16 protein-coding genes are annotated in these 21,001 nt (G+C 43.1%); 12 read left to right on the plus strand and 4 right to left on the minus strand.

All coding sequences use genetic code 11. From position 1 onward, the window contains the following. Positions 1-17 precede the first annotated feature (17 nt). On the plus strand, positions 18-782 hold the full coding sequence (locus tag IGK61_RS02965; protein ID WP_438844682.1) for a hypothetical protein: 765 nt from the start codon (positions 18-20) through the stop codon (positions 780-782). 47 nt (positions 783-829) lie between these two features. Next, on the plus strand, positions 830-1,996 hold the full coding sequence (locus IGK61_RS02970) for a hypothetical protein (protein WP_438844683.1): 1,167 nt from the start codon (positions 830-832) through the stop codon (positions 1,994-1,996). Positions 1,997-2,050: 54 nt separating this feature from the next. On the opposite strand, the gene IGK61_RS02975 is transcribed toward IGK61_RS02970, so the two are convergent. After that, a complete protein-coding gene (locus IGK61_RS02975; RefSeq protein ID WP_008378019.1) occupies positions 2,051-2,500 on the minus strand; it encodes a MerR family transcriptional regulator in 450 nt (149 codons plus the stop codon). Positions 2,501-2,589: 89 nt separating this feature from the next. On the opposite strand from IGK61_RS02975, the gene IGK61_RS02980 reads away from it, so the two are divergent. Next, positions 2,590-3,639 (plus strand): zinc-dependent alcohol dehydrogenase, encoded by a 1,050-nt coding sequence (locus IGK61_RS02980; RefSeq protein WP_438844684.1) that lies wholly within the window; start codon positions 2,590-2,592, stop codon positions 3,637-3,639. Between the two features lie 114 nt (positions 3,640-3,753). On the opposite strand, the gene IGK61_RS02985 is transcribed toward IGK61_RS02980, so the two are convergent. Together IGK61_RS02985 and IGK61_RS02990 are read right to left on the minus strand one after the other, a co-directional pair. Further along, positions 3,754-4,932: an NAD(P)-dependent malic enzyme gene (locus tag IGK61_RS02985; protein WP_167827361.1), complete on the minus strand. Its 1,179-nt coding sequence runs from the start codon at positions 4,930-4,932 to the stop codon at positions 3,754-3,756. A 30-nt stretch (positions 4,933-4,962) separates the two neighbouring features. Continuing rightward, positions 4,963-6,291, minus strand: coding sequence for a 2-hydroxycarboxylate transporter family protein (locus IGK61_RS02990; RefSeq protein ID WP_015509017.1), 1,329 nt, complete (start codon positions 6,289-6,291; stop codon positions 4,963-4,965). A gap of 167 nt (positions 6,292-6,458) precedes the next feature. Here IGK61_RS02990 and IGK61_RS02995 point away from each other — a divergent pair, with 167 nt between their 5' ends. Beyond that, entirely contained in the window at positions 6,459-7,988 is a 1,530-nt protein-coding gene (locus IGK61_RS02995; protein WP_167827362.1) for a Spo0B domain-containing protein, read from the plus strand. After that, positions 7,985-8,668, plus strand: coding sequence for a response regulator (locus tag IGK61_RS03000; protein WP_156236320.1), 684 nt, complete (start codon positions 7,985-7,987; stop codon positions 8,666-8,668). The genes IGK61_RS02995 and IGK61_RS03000 overlap by 4 nt, the downstream gene beginning before the upstream one ends. Before the next feature lie 266 nt (positions 8,669-8,934). Here the strand turns inward: IGK61_RS03000 and IGK61_RS03005 are convergent, their stop codons facing one another. Continuing rightward, positions 8,935-10,428 (minus strand): helix-turn-helix domain-containing protein, encoded by a 1,494-nt coding sequence (locus IGK61_RS03005; protein WP_438844685.1) that lies wholly within the window; start codon positions 10,426-10,428, stop codon positions 8,935-8,937. Between the two features lie 209 nt (positions 10,429-10,637). Here IGK61_RS03005 and IGK61_RS03010 point away from each other — a divergent pair, with 209 nt between their 5' ends. The 7 genes from IGK61_RS03010 to IGK61_RS03040 all read left to right on the plus strand — a co-directional run bounded on the left by IGK61_RS03010 (position 10,638) and on the right by IGK61_RS03040 (position 20,886). After that, entirely contained in the window at positions 10,638-12,884 is a 2,247-nt protein-coding gene (locus tag IGK61_RS03010; RefSeq protein ID WP_438844686.1) for a VWA domain-containing protein, read from the plus strand. Between the two features lie 172 nt (positions 12,885-13,056). Further along, on the plus strand, positions 13,057-13,857 hold the full coding sequence (locus IGK61_RS03015; protein ID WP_005232001.1) for a MurR/RpiR family transcriptional regulator: 801 nt from the start codon (positions 13,057-13,059) through the stop codon (positions 13,855-13,857). A gap of 113 nt (positions 13,858-13,970) precedes the next feature. Beyond that, positions 13,971-15,341, plus strand: a complete 1,371-nt coding sequence (locus tag IGK61_RS03020) for a glycoside hydrolase family 1 protein (RefSeq protein WP_167827365.1) — start codon at positions 13,971-13,973, stop codon at positions 15,339-15,341. 5 nt (positions 15,342-15,346) lie between these two features. After that, the gene (locus IGK61_RS03025) at positions 15,347-16,636 is read left to right on the plus strand and encodes a PTS sugar transporter subunit IIC (protein WP_008378054.1); all 1,290 of its coding nucleotides are present in this window, start codon (positions 15,347-15,349) and stop codon (positions 16,634-16,636) included. A 108-nt stretch (positions 16,637-16,744) separates the two neighbouring features. After that, positions 16,745-18,451 carry a glycoside hydrolase family 3 N-terminal domain-containing protein gene (locus IGK61_RS03030; protein WP_167827366.1) on the plus strand — a complete coding sequence of 569 codons (1,707 nt, stop codon included), beginning with the start codon at positions 16,745-16,747 and terminating at the stop codon, positions 18,449-18,451. Between the two features lie 24 nt (positions 18,452-18,475). Beyond that, positions 18,476-20,542 carry a glycoside hydrolase family 2 TIM barrel-domain containing protein gene (locus IGK61_RS03035; protein WP_240934957.1) on the plus strand — a complete coding sequence of 689 codons (2,067 nt, stop codon included), beginning with the start codon at positions 18,476-18,478 and terminating at the stop codon, positions 20,540-20,542. Between the two features lie 146 nt (positions 20,543-20,688). Continuing rightward, positions 20,689-20,886: a hypothetical protein gene (locus tag IGK61_RS03040; RefSeq protein ID WP_254777467.1), complete on the plus strand. Its 198-nt coding sequence runs from the start codon at positions 20,689-20,691 to the stop codon at positions 20,884-20,886. Positions 20,887-21,001: the final 115 nt, after the last annotated feature.

Consider the following 21,001-nt stretch of genomic DNA (forward strand, 5'->3'; position numbering starts at 1 on the left):
GAAAGCTGGAAAGGGGGATGTCCGTGAAGATGGTTTATGGCAGTATACTGATGCTTTGTTTTGTGGCGATCGGGGTACTTGCTCAACGGGGATACCTCGAAATCTTTGTTCGAAGGCTTGAGCGGCAAACAAACATGACGGAGTTGGAAAAAAGAAAACTGGCTTTTTTTAAGCATAAGATTCGTAATGAACATCCGTTAGCGTTGCTAATGGTCAGTGGTCTGTTTCTTTTAAGTCTGCTGCTTTTTACCTTTCCCCATTTTTCCTTACAGACGCAAGTTCGTAGGATTGAAAAGGAAAGCCAGCAGCTGAAACAGGGAATCTTACATTTACAAAAAGAACAGATGGAAGGGATGCAACAATCGTTATCGGTGTACCCGTCTGCGGGGCTCCCTTTTGAAAGCCTTGCTTGGCAGACGCTGCTGATGGCGGATGATCGAGAAGCACGGTTTCAGCTAGAAGAAGAATTTGGGGCGCAAGTGACGCCCTTTTTAGGACCGACAGTCGTGCTGATCCATATTGATCAACCGCTGCAAGAAATCACCTTAACGAGTGCCAGTCATTTGCACTCGGTTGCCGATTTTTCCACTTGGGAGGCCAACTTGGAACGAATCATCGATGATCTATCACAGGCACAAGGCGTGCAACGGTGCCATTTCGTTTTACAAGTAGCAGATACGCCCGATACATCATTTGAACAAACGATCGTCCGCGATGCACAAGGACAGTGGCAAGTACTCGACCGAAAAGAGCTTGTCCAAGCTTCAGAAACGGGAACTTAGAATGAAACAATCAAAAGAGTTATTGACGAAAAGGAGGGATTCATGGGATGAGTAAGAAGAAGGGGCGTGGGTGGTTTTCTGCTCAGATACTATTCGATGAAATGAACCAAGTATCATTGAAAGAATTAAAAGGATTTGAAGAAACGTATGAGAAAGAAAAAGGATCCGCTGAGGCAGCTGTTGCCAATGGACCGGCGAAAGAAGCCTTCGCCGATACTTCAAAAAAGAAGCCTACTAATAACGACCAAGAAATGACGGGTACCAGTAGTAAACCCCAAAAAGGCAAAAAACAAGGGCAACGAAGCGGACAGGCGCCGGCACCGTCTCCTTCAGCACAAGCGGAACTAGAGGAACGATTGGAGCCAGAAGGATCGCCTAAGCACTCGACGCAATCCTGGTCGTCGGAAACGGGCATGCCCCATCCGTCATCAAGCAGTAAAGGGAAGAAAAAGCGTAAAAGCACCAAAAAGCGCAATGAAACCGTCAATGCACCCTTGCCTAGCTATCAAGAAAAACGCTCTTTTGAAGCGTTTACCGCGGAAGCAAACGGGGAGCAGTTGGAACTGGCGCCTGTCTCACCAGCAGATATGAGCTTTGAACAAACCCATCAAGAGTTAGCATTGGCACGAACGAGAATCACAGAACTTGAAAAACGGCTCCATGCAGAAACCTTGCATCGCTCACAGTCGGATATCCAGCAAGTGAAAGAAAAAGCGATTTTTGAACGCTTGGATTGGGCAAGAGAAAAACAATGGTATGAAAGCAAAGCCCAAGAACAAAAACAGCTGCTGCTCCAAAAAGAAGAGGTCATCACAAATTTGGCAAATCAACTCGCTGAAAAAGAAGCACAGCTGGAGGAGCAGGCTCGAGGCGTTCAGGAAGAAGAAGCTGCTGCGCTTCGCAAAGCGGTCAATGAGCTGCAAAAAGAAAACCAAGAGTTACAAAAAGAAAATCAGCAGTTTCAAGCGGAGATGCGAGAGATCTTGCTGTTTGCTAGAAAGAAAGCAGACCGGACACTTGAAGAAGCGCGGGTTGAAGCAGAACGGATGATCTACAACGCTGAAATGCGCTTGAATATCGCCCATCGTACGGCAAAAGAGATCCTTGATGAAGTGAGCGATACGAAAGAGAACATGAATACTCTCTTTGATTATTTGTATGAACAAGTCTATTCACTAGCAGACAAGCAAGTATTTGAAAAGTACCAAGAATAGGTTTGCTTCGGATCACTAGAAGCAGGCAGATAGTCCTGTGAACGTTACATAACGTTAGCGATCTTCGCTTTGGGCGGTGATCGCTTGAAACTTTTCTTTGTTTCTCAACGACATTTTGATTGGGAAATGGATTTGTTCTGTACCGGCTGCGATCGCTGATTCATAATACCAGCACTTATGGTCGATCAACGCCATCGATTGCTGCAAAGCGTCTATCTGCGCTTGCAGCGCTTTTTTTTGTTCAAGAAACATTTTATGGCGTTCTTGCAGCGAGTCATCACCAAGGCGTGTCAATTGTGCATAATCTTTGATCTCTTTAATGGTCATGCCTGTTTCCTTCAGACATTCGATCAATTCCAGCATCTCAATTTCGGTATCTGAAAATAAACGGTAGCCAGATTCTTTGCGCGCTAACGTCGGCAAAAGGCCTTCTTTGTCGTAATAGCGGATGGTTGACGTAGGGATATTTAAGGCTTTCGCAACTTGGGATATCGTATAGGTCATTTTTTTCACTCCTTAACATTGACTTTAAAGTTAACTTTAATGTTAGTATGACAGTAAGCAAAGGAAAAAGCAATGAGGAGGAAACAGAAATGACAGAAAAAACCATGAAAGCTGCTGTATTAAAAGGACCAAAAACGATCGAGGTCAAACAAGTCCCTGTGCCGAAAGTGGAAGAAGGACTGATCGAGATCAAAGTTTCAGCTTGCGGCGTCTGCGGCAGTGACGTGCATATGTGGCAAGCAGGGAAAGGTTGGGGCAAAACAGGGGAGTCCGATTTTATCATGGGTCACGAGTTTTGCGGTGTCGTGACGGATGCAGGCGATAGTTCCTTTAAAATCGGCGATCGTGTTGCTTTTTGGGCCAATCTTTATTGTGGGAAATGTGATATGTGCCAAAAAGGGCAAGAGCATTTGTGTCGGGAAGTAAATGGCACCAATTATATCGGCTTTGTCTGCAATGGCGCCTATGGCGAACGGTTTGTCGGAAAAGCGTCCAATGCTTATAAATTGCCAGACACAGTTTCAGATACAGCGGCTAGCTTGATTGATCCCTTGATGGTTGCCTATCATGCCGTCCGCAAATCCAACATCAAGTTAAATGACAAAGTCTTGGTTTCTGGAAGTGGGATCATTGGCCAATTGATTGGCGAATTGGCAAAAAAAGCTGGGGCTTCATATGTGGCGATGTCCAAAATCAACGATACAAAAATAGAGAAAGCCAAGGAATTGGGAATCTTTGACGATTACTTTGACGCCAAGGATCCAAACCGTGGGGAAGTATTGAAAGACGCGTCTGCTGGTGGGTTCGATTTGATTTTTGAAGCAGTCGGTTCCAGCAGTTCCTTAGCGACGTGCATTGAGGCTGCTCGTCCTGGTGCAACGATCGTGGCGATCGGAAATTCCGTTGCTCCCGAAATTCCTTTTTCATTAAATCGGTTGGTCTTGCAAGAAATCAAGCTCATCGGCAGCGTTTCATGCACCCGCCAAGAATTTGAACAAACGATCGACTTGATTGCTAGTGGCATGATCGATCCCACAAAATATATCACGGATGAATACCCATTGGAAAAACTGCAAGAGGTGCTAGAACGCCAAACGTTAGAAGATGATCCATTGGTCAAAGCGGTTGTGACGTTTTAACGCTACCTGCGGCACAGAAGTGAAGAACTTCTGTGCTTTTCGTTTATAAAAAAGCATCTGGAATAAAAACACAAGCCCCCTCTCAATGTTGATTTGTTGAGAGGGGGCCAATCTTCATTTTATGGCGTAACTATTTTTCCCAGCATTCTTCACGCTTTCTGCCACGACTTTAGCAACATCAGGCTGAAACGCATCTGGAATGATATTGGTCGGAGTCAATGCTGATTCGGGGATCAAACTAGCGATCCCTTGTGCTGCTGCGATCTGCATCTCGATCGTGATGTCTCTTGCTCGAGCGTCTAATGCGCCTCGGAAGATTCCTGGAAAGGCCAAGACATTATTGATCTGGTTAGGGAAATCACTGCGACCAGTACCGACGATAAAGGCGCCAGCTGCCAGTGCTTCATCAGGGAAAATCTCTGGCGTTGGATTCGCCATCGCAAAAATCACTGGTTTTTCTGCCATCGTTTTGATCCATTCAGGGTGCAACACACCAGGAGCGGACACGCCTACGAAGACATCTGCTCCTTTGAGGGCATCTTCTAGTGTTCCTGTTAGCTGTTGACGATTTGTGACTTTGGCAATTTCTGCGTGATGGGGCGCAAGTTCATGGTTCGTTTCTGAAAGGATCCCTGCTTTGTCGACGACCGTGATGTGTTTGATGCCAGCAGCCAGAAATTTTCGGGTAATGGCAAGGCCAGCAGAACCACCGCCGTTGATCACGATTTTGACCTCTTCAAAGGATTTGTCGATCAGCTTCAGGCTATTGATCAAAGCGGCTAAAACGACGATGGCAGTCCCGTGTTGGTCATCGTGGAACACGGGGATCGGTAATTCCTCAATCAAGCGTCGTTCGATCTCAAAGCAGCGAGGGGCGCTGATATCTTCTAGATTGATCCCACCAAAGGTTGGTGCGATCGCTTTGATCGTTTGAATGATTTCCTCGGTGTCTTGCGTGTCTAGGACGATCGGGATAGAGTCGATCCCAGCAAAGCGTTGGAACAAGGCCGCTTTGCCTTCCATGACCGGCATAGCAGCTTTGGCACCAATGTTGCCCAAACCTAAAACCGCCGAGCCATCGCTGATCACGGCGACGGTATTTTTCTTCGTGGTCAAGGTGTAGGCGAGTTCTTCGTTTTCCGCAATCGCCGATGAAACAGCTGCGACCCCTGGAGTGTAAGCGATACTTAAATCTTCTTTTGAGTCAATAGTGACTTTAGAAACAACAGCTAATTTTCCCCCATTTTCCTCGGCTTGTTTCATAGCTGCTTCTTTGACATTGATCGTTGACATTCTTCATTTCTCCCTTCCGATTTCAAACAATTAAAATAATAGTCGTAACAGTGCGGTCATTGAGATAACGGTGATCGCACCACCCAAACGTGTAGCTACTTGGGCAAATGGCATCAAATTCATGCGGTCGGCTGTACTTAAGATCGCAACATCGCCAGTTCCTCCCATCCCGCTTTGACAAGCAGAAACGATGGCGGCTTCGATGGGGTACATATTCATAAAGCGAGAAACGACAAAGCCCGTGGCGATCACGGTGAAAACAACGCTGATAACGACCAAAAAGTACTGCCAGGTCAGCATGCCGACGACATCCTTCAGAGGAATATAAAGCAGTCCTAATCCTGCCATTAATGGAAATGTAAAGTTACCCGAGATGAACTTGTAAAGCTGTTTCGATCCTTTTTGGGTTTCTTTTGGTACGACATTCAAGTATTTCAAGAAAGCGGCTGCCACGATCATGAGAACAGGTCCAGGAAACCCAGTGACGTGTTCCAACAGACCGCCTAGAATAAAGAGCGTACAAGCGGTAAGCACGCCTGCGCCCATCAGTTTGACATCGATTGGCGATTGATCTTCAATCAATGCATCTTTCAAATCATCCCCATCACTCATTTTGACGAGTTGGCCTTTTCCTGAAAGCCGCGGTTTTTGTTCCCCTAAGCGAGTCAACAAGCCAGTACAAACGATCGCGAAAAAGTTGCCGATGATGGTGGCTGGAATCAACTGACCGACTAATTGCTCGCTACCTAAACCAGTGATGGCACTATAGCCTAAGGAAAGCGGCAAGATTCCTTCCCCAATACCGCCAGCTAAAACAGGAGTCACAATAAAGAACAAAGTGTGCTTCCAATCTAGCCCTAACAGGACGCCGACAAGAGTACCTACACCCATCGCTAAGACCATGCCTAACATCATAGGAATGATCATTCGCATCAACCCTTGGACTAAGATTTTGCGATTCATCCCTAAAATACTGCCGCAAACCAGACAGGCGATATAGAAATAAAGGAAGTTCGCTTGCTTCATTAAGATATTGGTTGATTCCAATACGTTTTGATTGATGAGATTAAAAAAGACCAAGATTGACGGAATCAACAAAGAAAAAATAGCGGGACCACCGAAATTCTTAATGATAGGGATGTTGGCACCAATCGTTCCTAATAACCAGCCTAAACTTAGGATAACTGCGAAGCCACCCAGCATATTGACAGGCAGTTGCTGCAGAAAAGCAGTGATCAAGATAATGGCAGACATTACCAGATAGACGGGCAAGGGAACGGAACCAACATAGAAAGACCACCACTTTGCTTTGGTTTGCGTTTTTTCAACAACGGGTTGTTTTGCGACGACTTGTTTCATTCAAATACCTCCTTTGGATGTCTCTAGTATAAGGAAGCGCTCACAAACAAAGAAGATTATTTAACTAATTTAATTAAATGCAACTTAAAAAAAGACCTTCGGAAAAAGATTCCTATGTTAAAATGAGCGTGTAATGAACGCTTATTAGCAATTGAGGAGGAACGACTATGCGGGAGCGGCCAGTCCGGCTGTGGGTGCTGTTAGTAGGGATTTTTACCAGTACCTTATGTATCGTTCTAACATTATTTTATGTACTGATGATGATGGAACAAAAAGAGCAAATGCACCGAGATGAAGAAACGCTGCTGCTATCGATCGGCCGTCAGTTAGCGTCAGAAGCGGAGGTCAAGCAAGCACTGCGGGATGAGAAAGCCAGTCCCCAGTTGCAATCATATACCAATGAATTAGCAAAAAACTATGGGTTGGACTTTATTGTTTTGATGAACCAAGACGCTATTCGGATCACGCACCCAGATCCTGAAAAGATTGGTCAACCTTTTACTGGTGGCGATGAAACACCTGCCATTGAAGGCAAGGAGTCTCTCTCTATTGGCAACGGCACTTTAGGACAATCCTTACGGGGGTTCGTTCCAGTGAAAGAAGATGGAGAACAACTTGGCGTCGTGGCATTAGGGATTAAAATGACTTCACTGCAATCGTTGATCTTACTATCGCAAAAAGGCTATCGGAAAGCATTGTTCATCAGTTTGCTATTAGGCGGGGGGATTGCATTATTCGTGGCATTTTATTTGAAACGCCAACTGCATAATCTGGAACCGCAAGAAATTTCACGTCTGTTAGAAGAGCGCAATAGTATGCTGGAAGAAACCAAGGATGTTGTTTTTGTCTTGGACTTAGCCAAGAACATTTTGCTGGCAAATCGAGCCGCCACGGCATTGCCGCTTGCTACTGCATCAGAAGATGGCTTGGTTGGCCAATCCCTGCTAACGATCCTGCCTGCTTTGCAGCATGTTGATTTTGACAAGAAGCAAGAGCGATTAGTACAGCAAGAAGGGCAGGACTATGTCTTTTCATCGGCGCCGATCATCGTGAGAAATCAGCAGATAGGGTATATTATTTTTCTAAGAAATGCGACAGAGTCCTTATTCATTGCGGATCAGTTGGCAAATACGACAGCCTATGCGACGGCACTGCAAAGTCAAGCCCACGAATTTATGAACAAGCTGCATGTCATCTATGGTTTGGTGGACTTAGAAGCCTATGAAGAGTTGACAATCTATTTAGATGATATTTTGAAACCAGAGAAAGAATTTGCTCATCGGCTAGCGATTCTCATTAAAAACCCCTTGCTGGCAGGGTTTTTGATTGGCGAGCGGCAAAAATTTTTAGAAAAGAAATGCCAGCTGTTGGTTGAAATTTTTCCAGAGATTCCCCAAGGAGCCGTTGCACATGAAACCAAAGTCTTATTAAACCTTTATCAATATATTCATCATCTTTTGCTGCAAAAGCATTTGACCCAAGAGGTATTTATGAAAATCGAGTACCAAGAAAATCAACTGCAAACGAGTTGGCAGCTAGCGGAAGAAATGTTGACACCCACAGAACAAGTGACTTTACAGCAAGTTGGCTATTTTCAGCAATTGTTGCATGAAGTCAACGGGAAAATCACTTTTCAACAAGCCCAAGGTGTTTTGGAAGTGACGATCACGAATGATTATCGGAAGGAGCAGCTATGAAAGCCAATATTTTGATTGTTGAAGACGACCCGATGGTTCAATTTATTCATCGCAGCTATTTAGAACGTTTGGCGGTTTTTGAGCGAATTTTTTCGGTGGAAACAGTGGAAGAAGCGCAAGAAATGCTGCAAAAAGAAACCATTGAGCTGCTCTTGCTGGATATCCATTTGAAAGATGGCAATGGCTTGGAGCTGTTGCAAACATTACGGGAACAACAACAGGCTGTGGATGTCATCATGATCACGGCTGCCGATGAAACACGATTGATCAGCCAAAGCCTGCATTTGGGGATGCTGGATTATTTGATCAAGCCGTTTTCCTTCGAACGATTTGCCCAAAGTATCCAAGTATTTCAGCAACGACGGGAAAGCCTCAAACATCCGCGAATCGCTCAGCAGCAAATCGATCTGCTGCTGCAGGGAAACCAAAAAAGTCCGTGGATCGAACTGGAAAAAGGGTTGACAGAAGACACGCTTCAGCTGATCCAAGAAACGATTCGTACCATCAAACAGCCATTTACAGTCCAAGAATTGGCGCAAGCTTGTGCATTGTCCCATGTATCGGTACGAAAGTATGTCGCCCATTTAGAAAAGACCAAAGCCATTTGCAGCGAAAATGTGTATACAAAAATTGGGCGTCCATATAAACAGTATTTTTTGATCACTGACAAAGAAGAGTGAGCGTTGTTTTCAAGCAGCTGTTTTATATCCTAATCAGTGTTTTTGAAGCTAGCCAGTTCACAAGGTATCCACCAAAAACAACGGTTCAAGTGATCTACCACTTGAAGGGGCGGTCGGTGATAGTGGCTAAGTCAAAAGAAACAAGCAGACCCAATGCAAGTAGGAAGGGCAAGCATCTGAGTGTCATCATGTTTTTTTCACTCTGAGAACGACTTTCTACAAAAAACCCGCTCTTGTCATTCAGCCAAGAGCGGGTTTTTTATCCTTTATTTATCTAACGTTTCAATCGCCTGATGAATCGCTAGCAAATCAGGGACGGTGACTTGCGCATTGATCAACAGGACGGGTCCTTTTTCAAAGGTTTCAGACAATGGAGTGGTGCTTAGACAGAGATCGTAGTCGTCGTCGACAAACTGATCACGAATATCAAGGTTGTAGAACCCTTGAAATGGCGCTTTGATCAGTTCTCTGATGGTCAGCGAAATCGCCAGTGGCAAGTCTGTTTCCAGTTTGATCTTGATTTTTTGCTGAAAATCAGCTGGCGGCAAAATCAACGTCCACGCCGTAGCGACATAAAGAGAAAAGCCACTGCGTTTCAGCGGATCTGCTTGGTAGAACGAAGTTTTCGTCACTAGCTTTTCGGCTTGCTTTTGTAAATCAGGAAAATGTTCGGTTAAAAACTGTGCAGTATTATAGCCAGCTAATGTATGGTCGACTGGACCAAACAATTCGATCGTTAAAAGCCCATTCAAGAGGGTATTCACGACCCTACTTTTGCAAGGACGGGTCAACTTGGATTTTGGTGCGAAAGCGGTCATCGACCAGAGCAGTTTTTGGATGCTGGTCGTTGTTTTCTTGGGGGAAAACGCAGCGTCCAGTTGCGCAGCGGCAAACGTTCGATCAAGATTGGATGCTAGCCACAGAAAACAAAAGCGGCATTCATTTGCATCAAGAAAGAAGTGTTCCACTAGTTCTGACGATAAATGGCTGTAAATAGCGGTCTCTTCATCAATCAGAGGGTGAAACAGGGAAAGATCTGACCCAATCAAGGGCGGTTTGATCGCCACTGCTTCTGGCGAAATCCGTTGTCCTTTGCGAAACCGCAAAATAGTGACGGCCAAAATGTACGTGGTCATTTTCAATTCGATCGGGTTAAAGGGAATCTGGTTGTTTTGGTAAAAGTCTTGAGCGATGGTTTCGCATTTTTTCTGGGAAAGACCAGTAAAGGGCCAATGCAGACCAGCAAATGTTCGCCAAAAGAAGACCATCATAAAGTAGCGGATACGGGCTTCACTGCCTACGAGTCGAACTGTCCCTTTTTGCTTTTGCAGCTGAAATCCCAATGGAGCAAGCAGTTTTTGCAACGCATAGATTCGTTTGCGAACGGTTGATTCGGAGAAGTAATGATCAGCGGCGAATTGGATCAAATTGATCTCATTTTGCAGCAAAAGAGTTTCCAGCAAATAAAAAAAGGGATTCGCTTCCAGCAACTGCCGACTCAATCGCTTGTAGTCTCGCTTCGTCCCAATAAAGGATAACCCCAAGCCGTGTTTGGCAACCAAAAGCGGTGAGGGATCGTCTTGCAAGGAAAGCGAGCGTTTGCTTAAAGTGTCGAAGCTTTTTTGGATGGAGCGGCGATCCAAAGCCAACGATTGACTGATCTCTTCAATGGGAACAAAGCGTTTTTGAAGATATAAAAACCGCAGCAAGTCGATATCTCTCTTGAGGGTGTGTCCAAAAAATGGATAAAAGCGTTCCATAATCCAAGCTCCGTTCTAAAGGTTTCTCTATGTACTCGATTCTCTTATGATAGCACAAAAAACGTGATTTTTTTGCAAATGAAATCGGCATTTTTTTGTCTCCTTTTCGCAGCAAAACCTTCTATACTGTTTTCTGATAAAGACTCGCTTTCCTCATTACTCAAGAATTTTTGTGAGGAAAGCAGTGCGGAAATAAAGGAGCGAAAGCGATGAAACACAAAAGAGGTTGGCAAAAGTATGCAGGGATTTTTTTCCTGTTGTTGATGGGGGTTCTCATGGGCAGTCTGACTGTAAACAGTGAAACCACCACGTATGATTTTGACTATCAAACTGATGCGACCGGGCAGTATTTGACAAATGGAACGGCGCAAGGAGATACGTACAATTACAAGTATGGACAGGCGCCGGGGGTTGCTTTTGATGAAGAGAGCTATGTCAATTATGCAGATGAAGCGTATCTGAAAAAGAGTGTCAAAGAAGCAGCGGATCAAGGACTATTTGATGTAACGTTAGCTGTCAAAGGCAATCAGACCAGTACCCCTGTTGATCTGGTCATGGTGATTGATTACTCATCCTCCATGACTGGAGAAAAATTGACCAACGCCTTGTTGGGGCTGCAACAGTTTGGAAATGAATTAGCTGATTCGCTAGCGAATGGCTCCATTCGGATCGGGATCGTTGCCTACAATCGAGAAGTTTACACTACCAACGGTTTTTCTACCGATATCGCCTACTTAGAACAATTTCTGCGGGAGACGGCCGAAACCCATTCTGGCACCTTCATGCAAAAGGGCTTGCTGGCAGGGCAACAGCTATTACTGGAAGAAAGTCGACCAGAAGCGGAAAAGCTGTTTATCCATATTGGTGATGACAGTGCCAATCGTAGTTATTTGCCAGCAGATGATGCAACGGTTTATCAAAATACCGGTGCAATCAGTGATTATAACGGTTATCACACGGAAAGCTATGTCGAGTCATTTCAAACGTCGGCCATTGCTTACCATACGACAAGTAAAAATCCATCAGATCCGCAAGCCATTCCTGTTAGCAGTACGGTGGTGACAGACGAGACCCTTGGCACGATCGTCGCGCTTAAAAAATCTGGTTTTACCTATTATTCGGTAGCAACGGCGCCTTCCGCACGAGGGGAATACATTGGGCGCAATCTGGCGTCTGCACCGAGCAATTACTTAACGACGGATGAAAACCTGAGCGGATTGGGTTCAGCATTGACAGAAATCGCCAATCATATCGATAAAACCATCCCTGATGGGACGATTACAGATCCGATGGGAGAGGGCATTCTTTTGCAAGGGGCAGGTAATTTTGATGCTGATCAGTATCAGTTAGTCGGGTGGCGCAAAAATGCGCAAGGAGAGTGGGTCGAGGCGCCGGAAGTTGCAACTGGAGTAACCGTTTCTGAAAAGGATCAGACTATTACCGTCAGTGGGATAGCCTTAGGTGAAAATGAAAAATTGACCTTGACCTACCAAGTTCGCTTGAATACGGAAGCCCCAGATTTTAAAGGAGAGACGTGGGTGTTGTGCAATGGCCGTACGACCTTAACCCCAGCAAGCGGTGATGAAGCATTAGATTTCCCAATTCCTTCCATCAAAGCACCCAGTGTTTCCCTTGCGGTTCTTAAAAAGTGGGTCAATGTTTCAGCAGCTGAGATTCCCGATCAAATCGATTATCAAGTCAAAAGAACCACTACTACGGCAGCAGACAGTTGGCAGCAGTCAGACCGTTTGACCCTTGAAAAAGCCAATAATTTTCAAGCATCATTTACAAAGGTACCCGTTGCTGGTCAAATGGCAGATTTACCAAAATACAACAATCAAGGGGAAGACTTCGTGTATTGGGTTGAGGAAGTCAATGTCCCCGACGGCTTCGAAAGCAGTGTGACGACTGAGGGAGATACCCTTGTAATCACCAATACAAAAAAAGAAACCGAACCAAGCACGACGGAACCAAGTACCACAGAACCAAGCACGACGGAACCAAGTACGACGGAGCCAAGCACCACAGAACCAAGCACGACGGAGCCAAGTACCACAGAACCAAGCACGACGGAGCCAAGTACCACAGAACCAAGCACGACGGAGCCAAGTACCACAGAACCAAGCATCACGGAACCGAGTACCACAGAACCAAGCACGACGGAACCAAGTACCACAGAATCAAGCACGACGGAGCCAAGTACGACGGAACCAACCACCACAGAACCAATCACCACCGAGCCAAGTACGACGGAATCAAGTATGATAGAGTCAAACACAAAAGGATCAAGTACAATGACGCAAAATAGTACTAAACCAAATTCTACCGAGAACAGTACGTTACCGTCGAAAGGAAAACAACTTCCCAAAACGAATGAACGAGCCGCCGACTGGTTAGTCGGTTTGGGGGTAATGATTGTTGGAATCGCTGGCTTATTAATATTTAAGAAAAAGTAATGCAATAGTACGTAATAGAAAAGATCAGGATTACAAACAGTTTTCCTGATTTTTTCTGTAATTCGTTTCTAATAAAAAATGCCTGACAAGCTGGAAACTTATTTATTTCAACTTTGCTTTCCCTAGCTTTCATTGTATATTTAGGTGAAAGCGTATTTAGGAGGTAGATCGAATGGAAAATAAAGGAACCTCAGTCAGAAGTCTTTTGTTGCGCTATTTAAATAATCAGAAAAAACAAGACAATAATTACTTTATTGCACAGGCGATTCTAAGAAGTTTTTCGAAAATCCCTAAGATGACCATTTATGAACTCGCAGAAGAATGCTTTGTGTCGACTGCAGCGATTTCGCGATTCATTCGAATTTTGGCTTTTTCATCTTATACGGAATTCAAACAAGCAGTTGAAAAAGAGATCGATATCGTCAGCGATTATTCCAAAAAAGTGATCCAGCCCGTGGAACAAAGGGAGGAATTTCTGGACGAATTCACCTCAAATCTTTTGATCAATTTGAGGTACGCCAAAGAACATCTCTCGATTTCAGAACTTGAAACAGTGGTCTCTGCGATCCATGAAACAGAAAACGTTGCTGTGTTTGGCTTAGAATTTGCTGCTTTTATGGGACAGCATTTGCAAAGCAAATTAGCAAGCATGGATAAAATTATTCGGATTGGTTTTACAGTGGAAGAGCAATTAAAAATTGTGGAAGAAAGCTCGCCAGATAGCTTGGTTTTGATTTTTTCGATGGAGGGTGGTTTCTTTTACTTTAGTGAAAAAGTGATTGCAGCATTGAAGAAAAAGGGAATCAAAATTATCGTCTTTACGTTTAAGCATTCTCCAATCATTGAGCGAAGTGCAGACCAAATTATCCTCTGTGGAGAGATCAACGAAAACACCGAAGGACGGATTGCTATTCTATACATGATGGAGTTACTGATTTATATGTATATGAAAAAGTTCTATTTGCCTCAATAGTTTCATATTTTGAAACAAGACCTTTGGATTTGAAACCAGAGGTCTTGTTTTGTTGTCGTTAGAATTAATTCTGAATGGTATCGTTTTCTTATAAGGGAAAGGTGGAAGGAACAATGGTCAAAAAAGATTTTTATTGGGGGGCATCAACCTCAGCATTTCAAGTAGAAGGAGGCTTTGGTGAAGGTGGAAAAGGGATTGCAACAACAGATGTGCGTCACGTACCGGAGGGAATTGCAGATTCGAAGATCGCGTCCGATCACTATCATCATCTAAGCGAAGACATTGAATTAATGGCAGACTTAGGGATCGATCTCTATCGTTTTTCGTTCAATTGGACACGTGTCATGGGTGATGGTGATCAGCCGAATCAAGAAGGCATCGAATTTTATAATCGTTTGATTGATGGGTGTCTTGAAAAAGGAATCACACCTTTTCCTACCCTCTATCATTTTGAAATGCCGCAAGCATTGGTAAACAAATTTGGCGGATGGAAATCAAGAAAATGTATTGATTACTTTGTTGCTTATGCAAAAGTTTGCTTTCAGCATTTCGGTGATCGAGTCAAGTTGTGGGGAACGATCAACGAGCAATTGATCGTCACAGCAGCTTCTGATTTAAATGGCAATCACGAAACGGATGCAGATGAAAAAATGAAGCAGATGTATCAAATGAGTTACAATATGTCGCTAGCTGAGAAAAAAACAATTCAAGTTTTTCGAAAAATCGTAAGAGATGGTCAAATTGGTCCCGTGTGCTCTATGCAAGTTGTTTATCCTGAAACACCTTCGCCAAGGAACATCTTAGCAGCTAAGAACGCCGAAGACTTTTTACAAAATTGTTTTCTCGACATGTCAGTATTCGGCGAGTACCCGAAAAGCTACTGCAATTATTTGATTGAAAAAGGTTGGTATCCAGAAACGGAACCAGCTGATCGAGAAATTTTGAAGAAGAATAAACCAGATCTTATAGGGATAAACTATTACTGTAGTACCTGTATTCGTGCCGTTGAACCGGGAGAAGATACAAGCAAACTACCACCATTTTATCGAAATGAGCGATTTACCTTAGGGAACAATCCTTATTTAACGAAGACGAAATGGATGGAATTTGGTATTGACCCTGAAGGATTATATATAGGTATGCGGTCGATTTATGAAAAATACCATTTACCAATGATGGTAACTGAAAACGGTTTAGCGTATTCTGATCGTATTGAAGACGGGCAAATTCACGATGTCTATCGTATTGATTACTTGGAACAGCATATTAAGCAATGTGAGCGTTTTACAGAGGAAGGATATCCTTTATTGGGTTATAGTCCTTGGTCACTACTTGATTTGGTTAGTTCACACCAAGGGTTTAAAAAGCGATATGGTTTGATTTTTGTTGATCGCACAGATGAAGATCCGAAAGAATGTCGACGAATTCCCAAAGACAGTTACTATTGGTACCAAAATAAAATAAAAAACACTAAAAAGGGGTAAGAAAAATGAATGCATTTATCCACTTTATGGAAAAAAGATTTATTCCCGTTGCGAATAAAATTTCTTCGAATCGCTATTTAAAAAGTGTAAGTACAGGTTCGATGTCATTACTAGGCGTTATTATGTTAGGTGCCATCTTTACAGTTATTTCTAGTTTAAGCTGGGAACCGTATCAAAACTTTCTATCAGTGACCAACATTGGGACAGTGATGAATTATATTCCAGCTTACACAATTGATTTATTAGGTTTGTATATGGCATTTAGTATTGCCTACTGTGGAGCAGGAATATTCGGGATCAAAGAACAAGCTTTGGGGACGGGGTTCATCTCATTGGTATGTTTCCTGTTATTAACGCCACTCACTGAAAATCCCGAAGCAAGAGCTTCATTTTTAAGTACCAATTATTTAGGCGCGCGCGGGGTCTTCGTGGCAATTTTCGTTTCACTGATTACGATTCAACTGATGAAATTGTTTGTGGAAAAAAATATTACGATCAAAATGCCCGATGGGGTGCCAGAAATGGTGACCAAGTCATTTACTTCTTTAATTCCAGCAGTTGTGATTGCATCACTTTTTGGAATTGTTAAATTTGGTTTTAGTGTAACTAGTTATAATTCGGCGACAGATTTTGTTTATACATTGCTTCAAGAACCATTGCAGCGATTGACGGGTTCCTTAACTGCGTTTTTGATTCTTATTTTGATCTCGAATCTCTTATGGTTTTTCGGGATCCATGGTTCAATGACCGTATTGCCAATTCTCATGCCGATTTTCTTGGGTTATCTTGCAGACAATAGTGCTGCTGTGGCGGCGGGAGAAGCAGTCCCTCATGCCATTAATTTTGGGTTATACGATTTGGCATGTTTAGGGGGCAGCGGTGCAACGATTGGTTTAGTGACTGACATGTTTTTATTTTCCAAGAGTAAGCGCTACAAATCATTTTCAAAAATCGTATTTCCAAGCGGTCTTTTTGGTGTAAATGAACCAGTTGTCTTTGGAATGCCGGTAATGTTGAATGTGATGCTTTTGATTCCGTTCTTATTGACGCCATTAGTGATCACTTCTCTTGGGTACGCATTGATTTCCATGGGAATCATTACCGCACCGATTGGCATCCTAGGGGCGGGCTCGTTACCTCCGCTGATCCACGGCATCGTTCAAGGGAGCCTCTCTTTTGGTATCTATCAACTATTTGCAGTTGCTATTTCTATGGCTATCTATTACCCGTTCTTTAAAACCTTAGATAATCAAGCAGTTCAAGAAGAACGTTTAGCACAAGAACAAGCTGGATAAGAAACTCGCACAGGATTTACAGTTAACTATAATAACAACAAACGAGCGCAAGAGTGAAGTGATTCTTGCGCTCGTCGTCTGTGAAACTATCGATTGGAGGACAACTCAGTGAGAGAGACAAGAGAAACACTTTTCAAATTTACAGAGACAAGGAAAAAACAAATTCAGAAGATCGTAGAAAACATGTCAGTTATGGAAAAAATTGGTCAGCTTTTTTTCGTGATTGGACAATCAGGTTCTGTAAAGGAATTGACGGCTTTTATTAAGAAATACCAACCGGGAGGAATGATGTATCGCCCCGACAATGCTGAAAAATTGAAGGATCAGCTAAGAGCAGTCCAAGATGCTAGCACAATACCGTTATTTCTTTCAGCAAATTTAGAGTCAGGTGGGAATGGTATTCTTACGGAAGGGACATGGGTCGGTAATCCTATGCAGATCGCCGCTACAGATTGCACCGAAAATGCCTATTACTTAGGAAAAATTGCTGGGCTGGAAGCAGCTCAAATTGGCATTAATATGGCTTTTTCACCGATTGTCGATATTGATTATAACTTCAAGAACCCAATCACGAATACTCGCACATTTGGAAGTGATCAAAAACGAATTATTCGTATGGCTCAAGCGCAGATAGACGGTTTTTCTGAGAGTAACATCATTCCAGTGATCAAGCATTTTCCTGGGGACGGTGTTGATGAAAGGGATCAACATTTACTGAGTTCGATCAATTCACTCTCCGCGAATGAGTGGATGGAATCGTATGGGACTATTTATCGCCAGTTTATAGAAAAAAACGTCAGCTGTATCATGGTGGGACACATTTATCAGCCTGCATGGGAGCGAAAACTTTCACCAACGATCAGAGAAACCGAATTTATGCCTGCTTCTTGCTCGAAACTTCTAGTTAACGGGTTACTAAGAGATACACTGGGCTTCAATGGTTTGGCTATCACTGATGCAACACCAATGGTCGGTTACACGACGATCATGCCTCATAGAGAGCGACTCGTTGCTTCAATCAATGCAGGAATCGATATGTTGCTTTTTAATAAAAATATTGATGAAGATTATGAAGTGATCGCATCTGCTGTAAAAGAGGGAAGCATTCGTATGGAACGTTTGGATGAAGCAGTCGCACGAATTTTAGCAGTCAAGATGTACCATGGTTTATTTACTGAAGTAAGGGAAGAGACAGTCAATAGTACTCCTAAAAGTGTCATCGATCGTACTGAATATCAGTGGGTAACGAAAAAAATTGCTGATGAGTCGATTACATTGGTCAAAGACAGAGAAAAACACTTACCACTCACCCCACAACGATACCCTCGAATCCGTCTCGTTATTTTGGGTGATTCTGACGACGGTGGATTTAAAGAGGGAGGACGAGTGGGTCCGCTTTTTAAAGCTGGATTAGAAGCTGCTGGATTTGAAGTCAACCTTTTCGATAATCAACAATTGGATTTCCAAGAGGTTTTCGAGGCAGGGGTTGAGGATCTTAGAAATAAATTTGATTTGGCATTGTATGTTGCTAATGTTGAGACCGCCAGCAATCAGACAACAGTTCGTTTGGATTGGAATCATTTGATGGCCGCAAATGCTCCCTGGTATGAAAAGGATCTCCCTACCATTTTTGTTTCTACTGCCAATCCCTATCACTTATTTGACATCCCTTATGTTTCAACTTTTATCAATGCGTATACAGGAAATCCAGAAACAGTGGAGGCTATAATCCAGAAATTGCTAGGGAAAGAACCGTTTAAAGGTAAGAGCCCGATCGATCCATTTTGTGGGGACTTTTTAGCTAGAGCAAAATAACTTTTATAAGAAGGAGGAGAAAAAATGAGACAAAATCGATTACTGAATGATGGCTGGCAATTTCACTTAGATGAGATAGAAGAGCCAATGAAAACAGTCAGAAAAGCCGCAGCTATCGGTGGCTTGGCAGCTCCGCTTGAAAATGAAGCGGGGGATACTGTTTTGATAGGTGCTGGTGGAGAACATTTTCTACGGCTGATTGCTCAAGGTGATCGTGAAAAAGGCTTGAGAATGTTGGCGAACACTGCTTTGGAAAGTGAACTTGACGAAGATTGGGTATCTGTTGATCTCCCTCATGATTGGAAAAATGAACTTCCGTATGTTAATGATCCCGATTTACTGATGAGTGGATCAAAGCCAGACGGCATTGCCTATTACCGTAAGACTTTTGCGTTAACTCCAGATGAAGTGAACGAAAAGCAAGTGACTCTCCACTTTATGGGCGTCATGCGTATGGCATCTGTCTGGTTTAATGGTGTATTTCTAGGTGATCATTACAGTGGATACTCTGATTTTTCTTTTGATGTCTCTGAACTGATACGCATCGGCTCAGAGGGAGTGAATGTGGTGTTGATCAAAGTGGATACGACGAAAGGCGCGGAAGGCTGGTGGTATGAGGGAGCAGGTATATATAAGGATGTATATTTAGAAATAAAACCAAAGCTTCAGATTGTGGCAGAAGCATCGTTTATCGAAACAACTGAAATAAACCAGCAGGAAGCGCTCCTTAAAATCACCATTGGTCTTGCTAACCATCATTTTGAGAAAAAACAAAAGATAACGATCAAAAGTCTGGTGGCTGATCAACAAAATATCCATGAGTGTAACGTAGATCCTTTGGAGACAACAGAATGGAGTTATTGTCAAAAAATCTGCGCGCCTCAGCTATGGTCTCTCGAGAATCCACATCTATACCAAGCTACTTTTCAACTATTTGATGGCGAGAACCAAATCGATGACTATCAGCTTTTTTTTGGTATTAGGACAGTCGCATATACTACGAAAGGTTTTCTGCTTAATGGGGAACGTAAAGAATTAAGAGGGGTCTGTGAGCATCAAGATTTTGGTGGTCTAGGTGTCGCATTACCAAAAGATATTTTACGGTATAAGCTGTTGAAAATGAAAGAAATGGGGGTAAACGCCTATCGCAGTGCACATCACTTTGCTTCTAAAGACCTCCTTGAATTATGTGATGAGTTAGGTATCATCGTTATGAACGAGAACCGCATCTTGGAATCTAGTGAGTGGCGGACAAATGAGCTGGCAAAAATGGTGAAGCAAACACGTAATCATCCTTCTCTTTGTTTTTGGTCCCTTTGTAATGAAGAGGTGATTGGTCATACGCCGCTTGCTTACCGAATGGCACAAAAATTAGCAGCTGTGATCCGAACCCATACTTCGCAAAGTCTTATTGTTTCAGCGGAATTACTTAATCCTGCTGGTCAGGTGGATGCTTCTTATATGCGTATTTTTGATGTGAACGGGGTCAATTATCCTGAGGCTGCTGTAAATGGGACAGGTTTAGTTGCTGTAAAGGAAAAGTATCCGCTATTTTCATATCTTAGTACGGAAAGTGCTTCTTACTTTTCGACAAGAGGGGTCTATCAAGATAACAGCGAAAAATGTCATACTTCAAACTTTGGTTCTCTTTATTCTATGGTCTTACCTGGGAAACGAAAGCCTGAAGAGCCAGGAACCGGTGGTACGGCTAAACCGACAGAAGTACTGCGTTACTTAGAAGAACATGCCTATATGGGAGGTGTCTTCTTGTGGACATTTATGGATTACTACGGTGAGCCAGCACCGTTTCGCTGGCCTGGGATCAGTTCTCAATTTGGAATTACAGATACGGTCGGATTTGAAAAGGATTCTTTTTATTATTATCAATCAAGGTGGACTGAAACACCAATGGTTCATGTGTTTCCTCACTGGAACAAAGAAGGGTTAACAATTGACCAAGGGGTTACGGAGGTGAGGATTTTTTCTAATTGTCATACTGTTGAGTTGTTTCTGAACGGGAAGAGTTTTGGAAAGAAAAAAATGATAAAGATGGCCTATCTTGGCGTATTCCTTATGAACCAGGTTGTTTAAAAGCCATTGGTGTCAAAGAGGAACAAACAATTGAAGCAACTCGAAAAACAAGCGGTCCGACTGATTCTGTCACAGTTAAAGAACGATTCTGTGGAGCGGACTACTCTCTATTTGAGATCCAAGGAATCGATTCAGAAGGGATCGAGGTGCCAACTGCAGACGAACTTGTAGCGGTTTTGGTAAAAAATGGAACAATCCTCGGACTTGCTAATGGCGATCCCGCAGATCTAGACGGGTATAATTGCCAAGAGAAAAAACTTTTTTCAGGAAAATTAATGGCAATCATAAAAAAAGAACCAGGAAAAGTACCGCTTATCCAAGCAGCACTAAAAAAAGTTGAGTAAAAGAGAAGCAATTGAAGGTAATAGTAGTTAGCCTTGGTGCTCACAGATTTTTACGGAAAAAGAAAAAAGCCGACCCACAACCTCGACAGTTTATAAAGTCATTGGTTGGTGGTTC

Origin of the sequence: Enterococcus sp. AZ063 (assembly GCF_051715045.1) — a bacterium.
Lineage (GTDB): Bacteria > Bacillota > Bacilli > Lactobacillales > Enterococcaceae > Enterococcus_D > Enterococcus_D casseliflavus.

Coding starts and splice junctions, on each gene's coding strand:
- IGK61_RS02965 (WP_438844682.1), top strand. CDS start 18: ATGTCCGTGAAGATGGTTTATGGCAGTATACTGATGCTTTGTTTTGTG.
- IGK61_RS02970 (WP_438844683.1), top strand. CDS start 830: ATGAGTAAGAAGAAGGGGCGTGGGTGGTTTTCTGCTCAGATACTATTC.
- IGK61_RS02975 (WP_008378019.1), bottom strand. CDS start 2,500: ATGACCTATACGATATCCCAAGTTGCGAAAGCCTTAAATATCCCTACG.
- IGK61_RS02980 (WP_438844684.1), top strand. CDS start 2,590: ATGACAGAAAAAACCATGAAAGCTGCTGTATTAAAAGGACCAAAAACG.
- IGK61_RS02985 (WP_167827361.1), bottom strand. CDS start 4,932: ATGTCAACGATCAATGTCAAAGAAGCAGCTATGAAACAAGCCGAGGAA.
- IGK61_RS02990 (WP_015509017.1), bottom strand. CDS start 6,291: ATGAAACAAGTCGTCGCAAAACAACCCGTTGTTGAAAAAACGCAAACC.
- IGK61_RS02995 (WP_167827362.1), top strand. CDS start 6,459: ATGCGGGAGCGGCCAGTCCGGCTGTGGGTGCTGTTAGTAGGGATTTTT.
- IGK61_RS03000 (WP_156236320.1), top strand. CDS start 7,985: ATGAAAGCCAATATTTTGATTGTTGAAGACGACCCGATGGTTCAATTT.
- IGK61_RS03005 (WP_438844685.1), bottom strand. CDS start 10,428: ATGGAACGCTTTTATCCATTTTTTGGACACACCCTCAAGAGAGATATC.
- IGK61_RS03010 (WP_438844686.1), top strand. CDS start 10,638: ATGAAACACAAAAGAGGTTGGCAAAAGTATGCAGGGATTTTTTTCCTG.
- IGK61_RS03015 (WP_005232001.1), top strand. CDS start 13,057: ATGGAAAATAAAGGAACCTCAGTCAGAAGTCTTTTGTTGCGCTATTTA.
- IGK61_RS03020 (WP_167827365.1), top strand. CDS start 13,971: ATGGTCAAAAAAGATTTTTATTGGGGGGCATCAACCTCAGCATTTCAA.
- IGK61_RS03025 (WP_008378054.1), top strand. CDS start 15,347: ATGAATGCATTTATCCACTTTATGGAAAAAAGATTTATTCCCGTTGCG.
- IGK61_RS03035 (WP_240934957.1), top strand. CDS start 18,476: ATGAGACAAAATCGATTACTGAATGATGGCTGGCAATTTCACTTAGAT.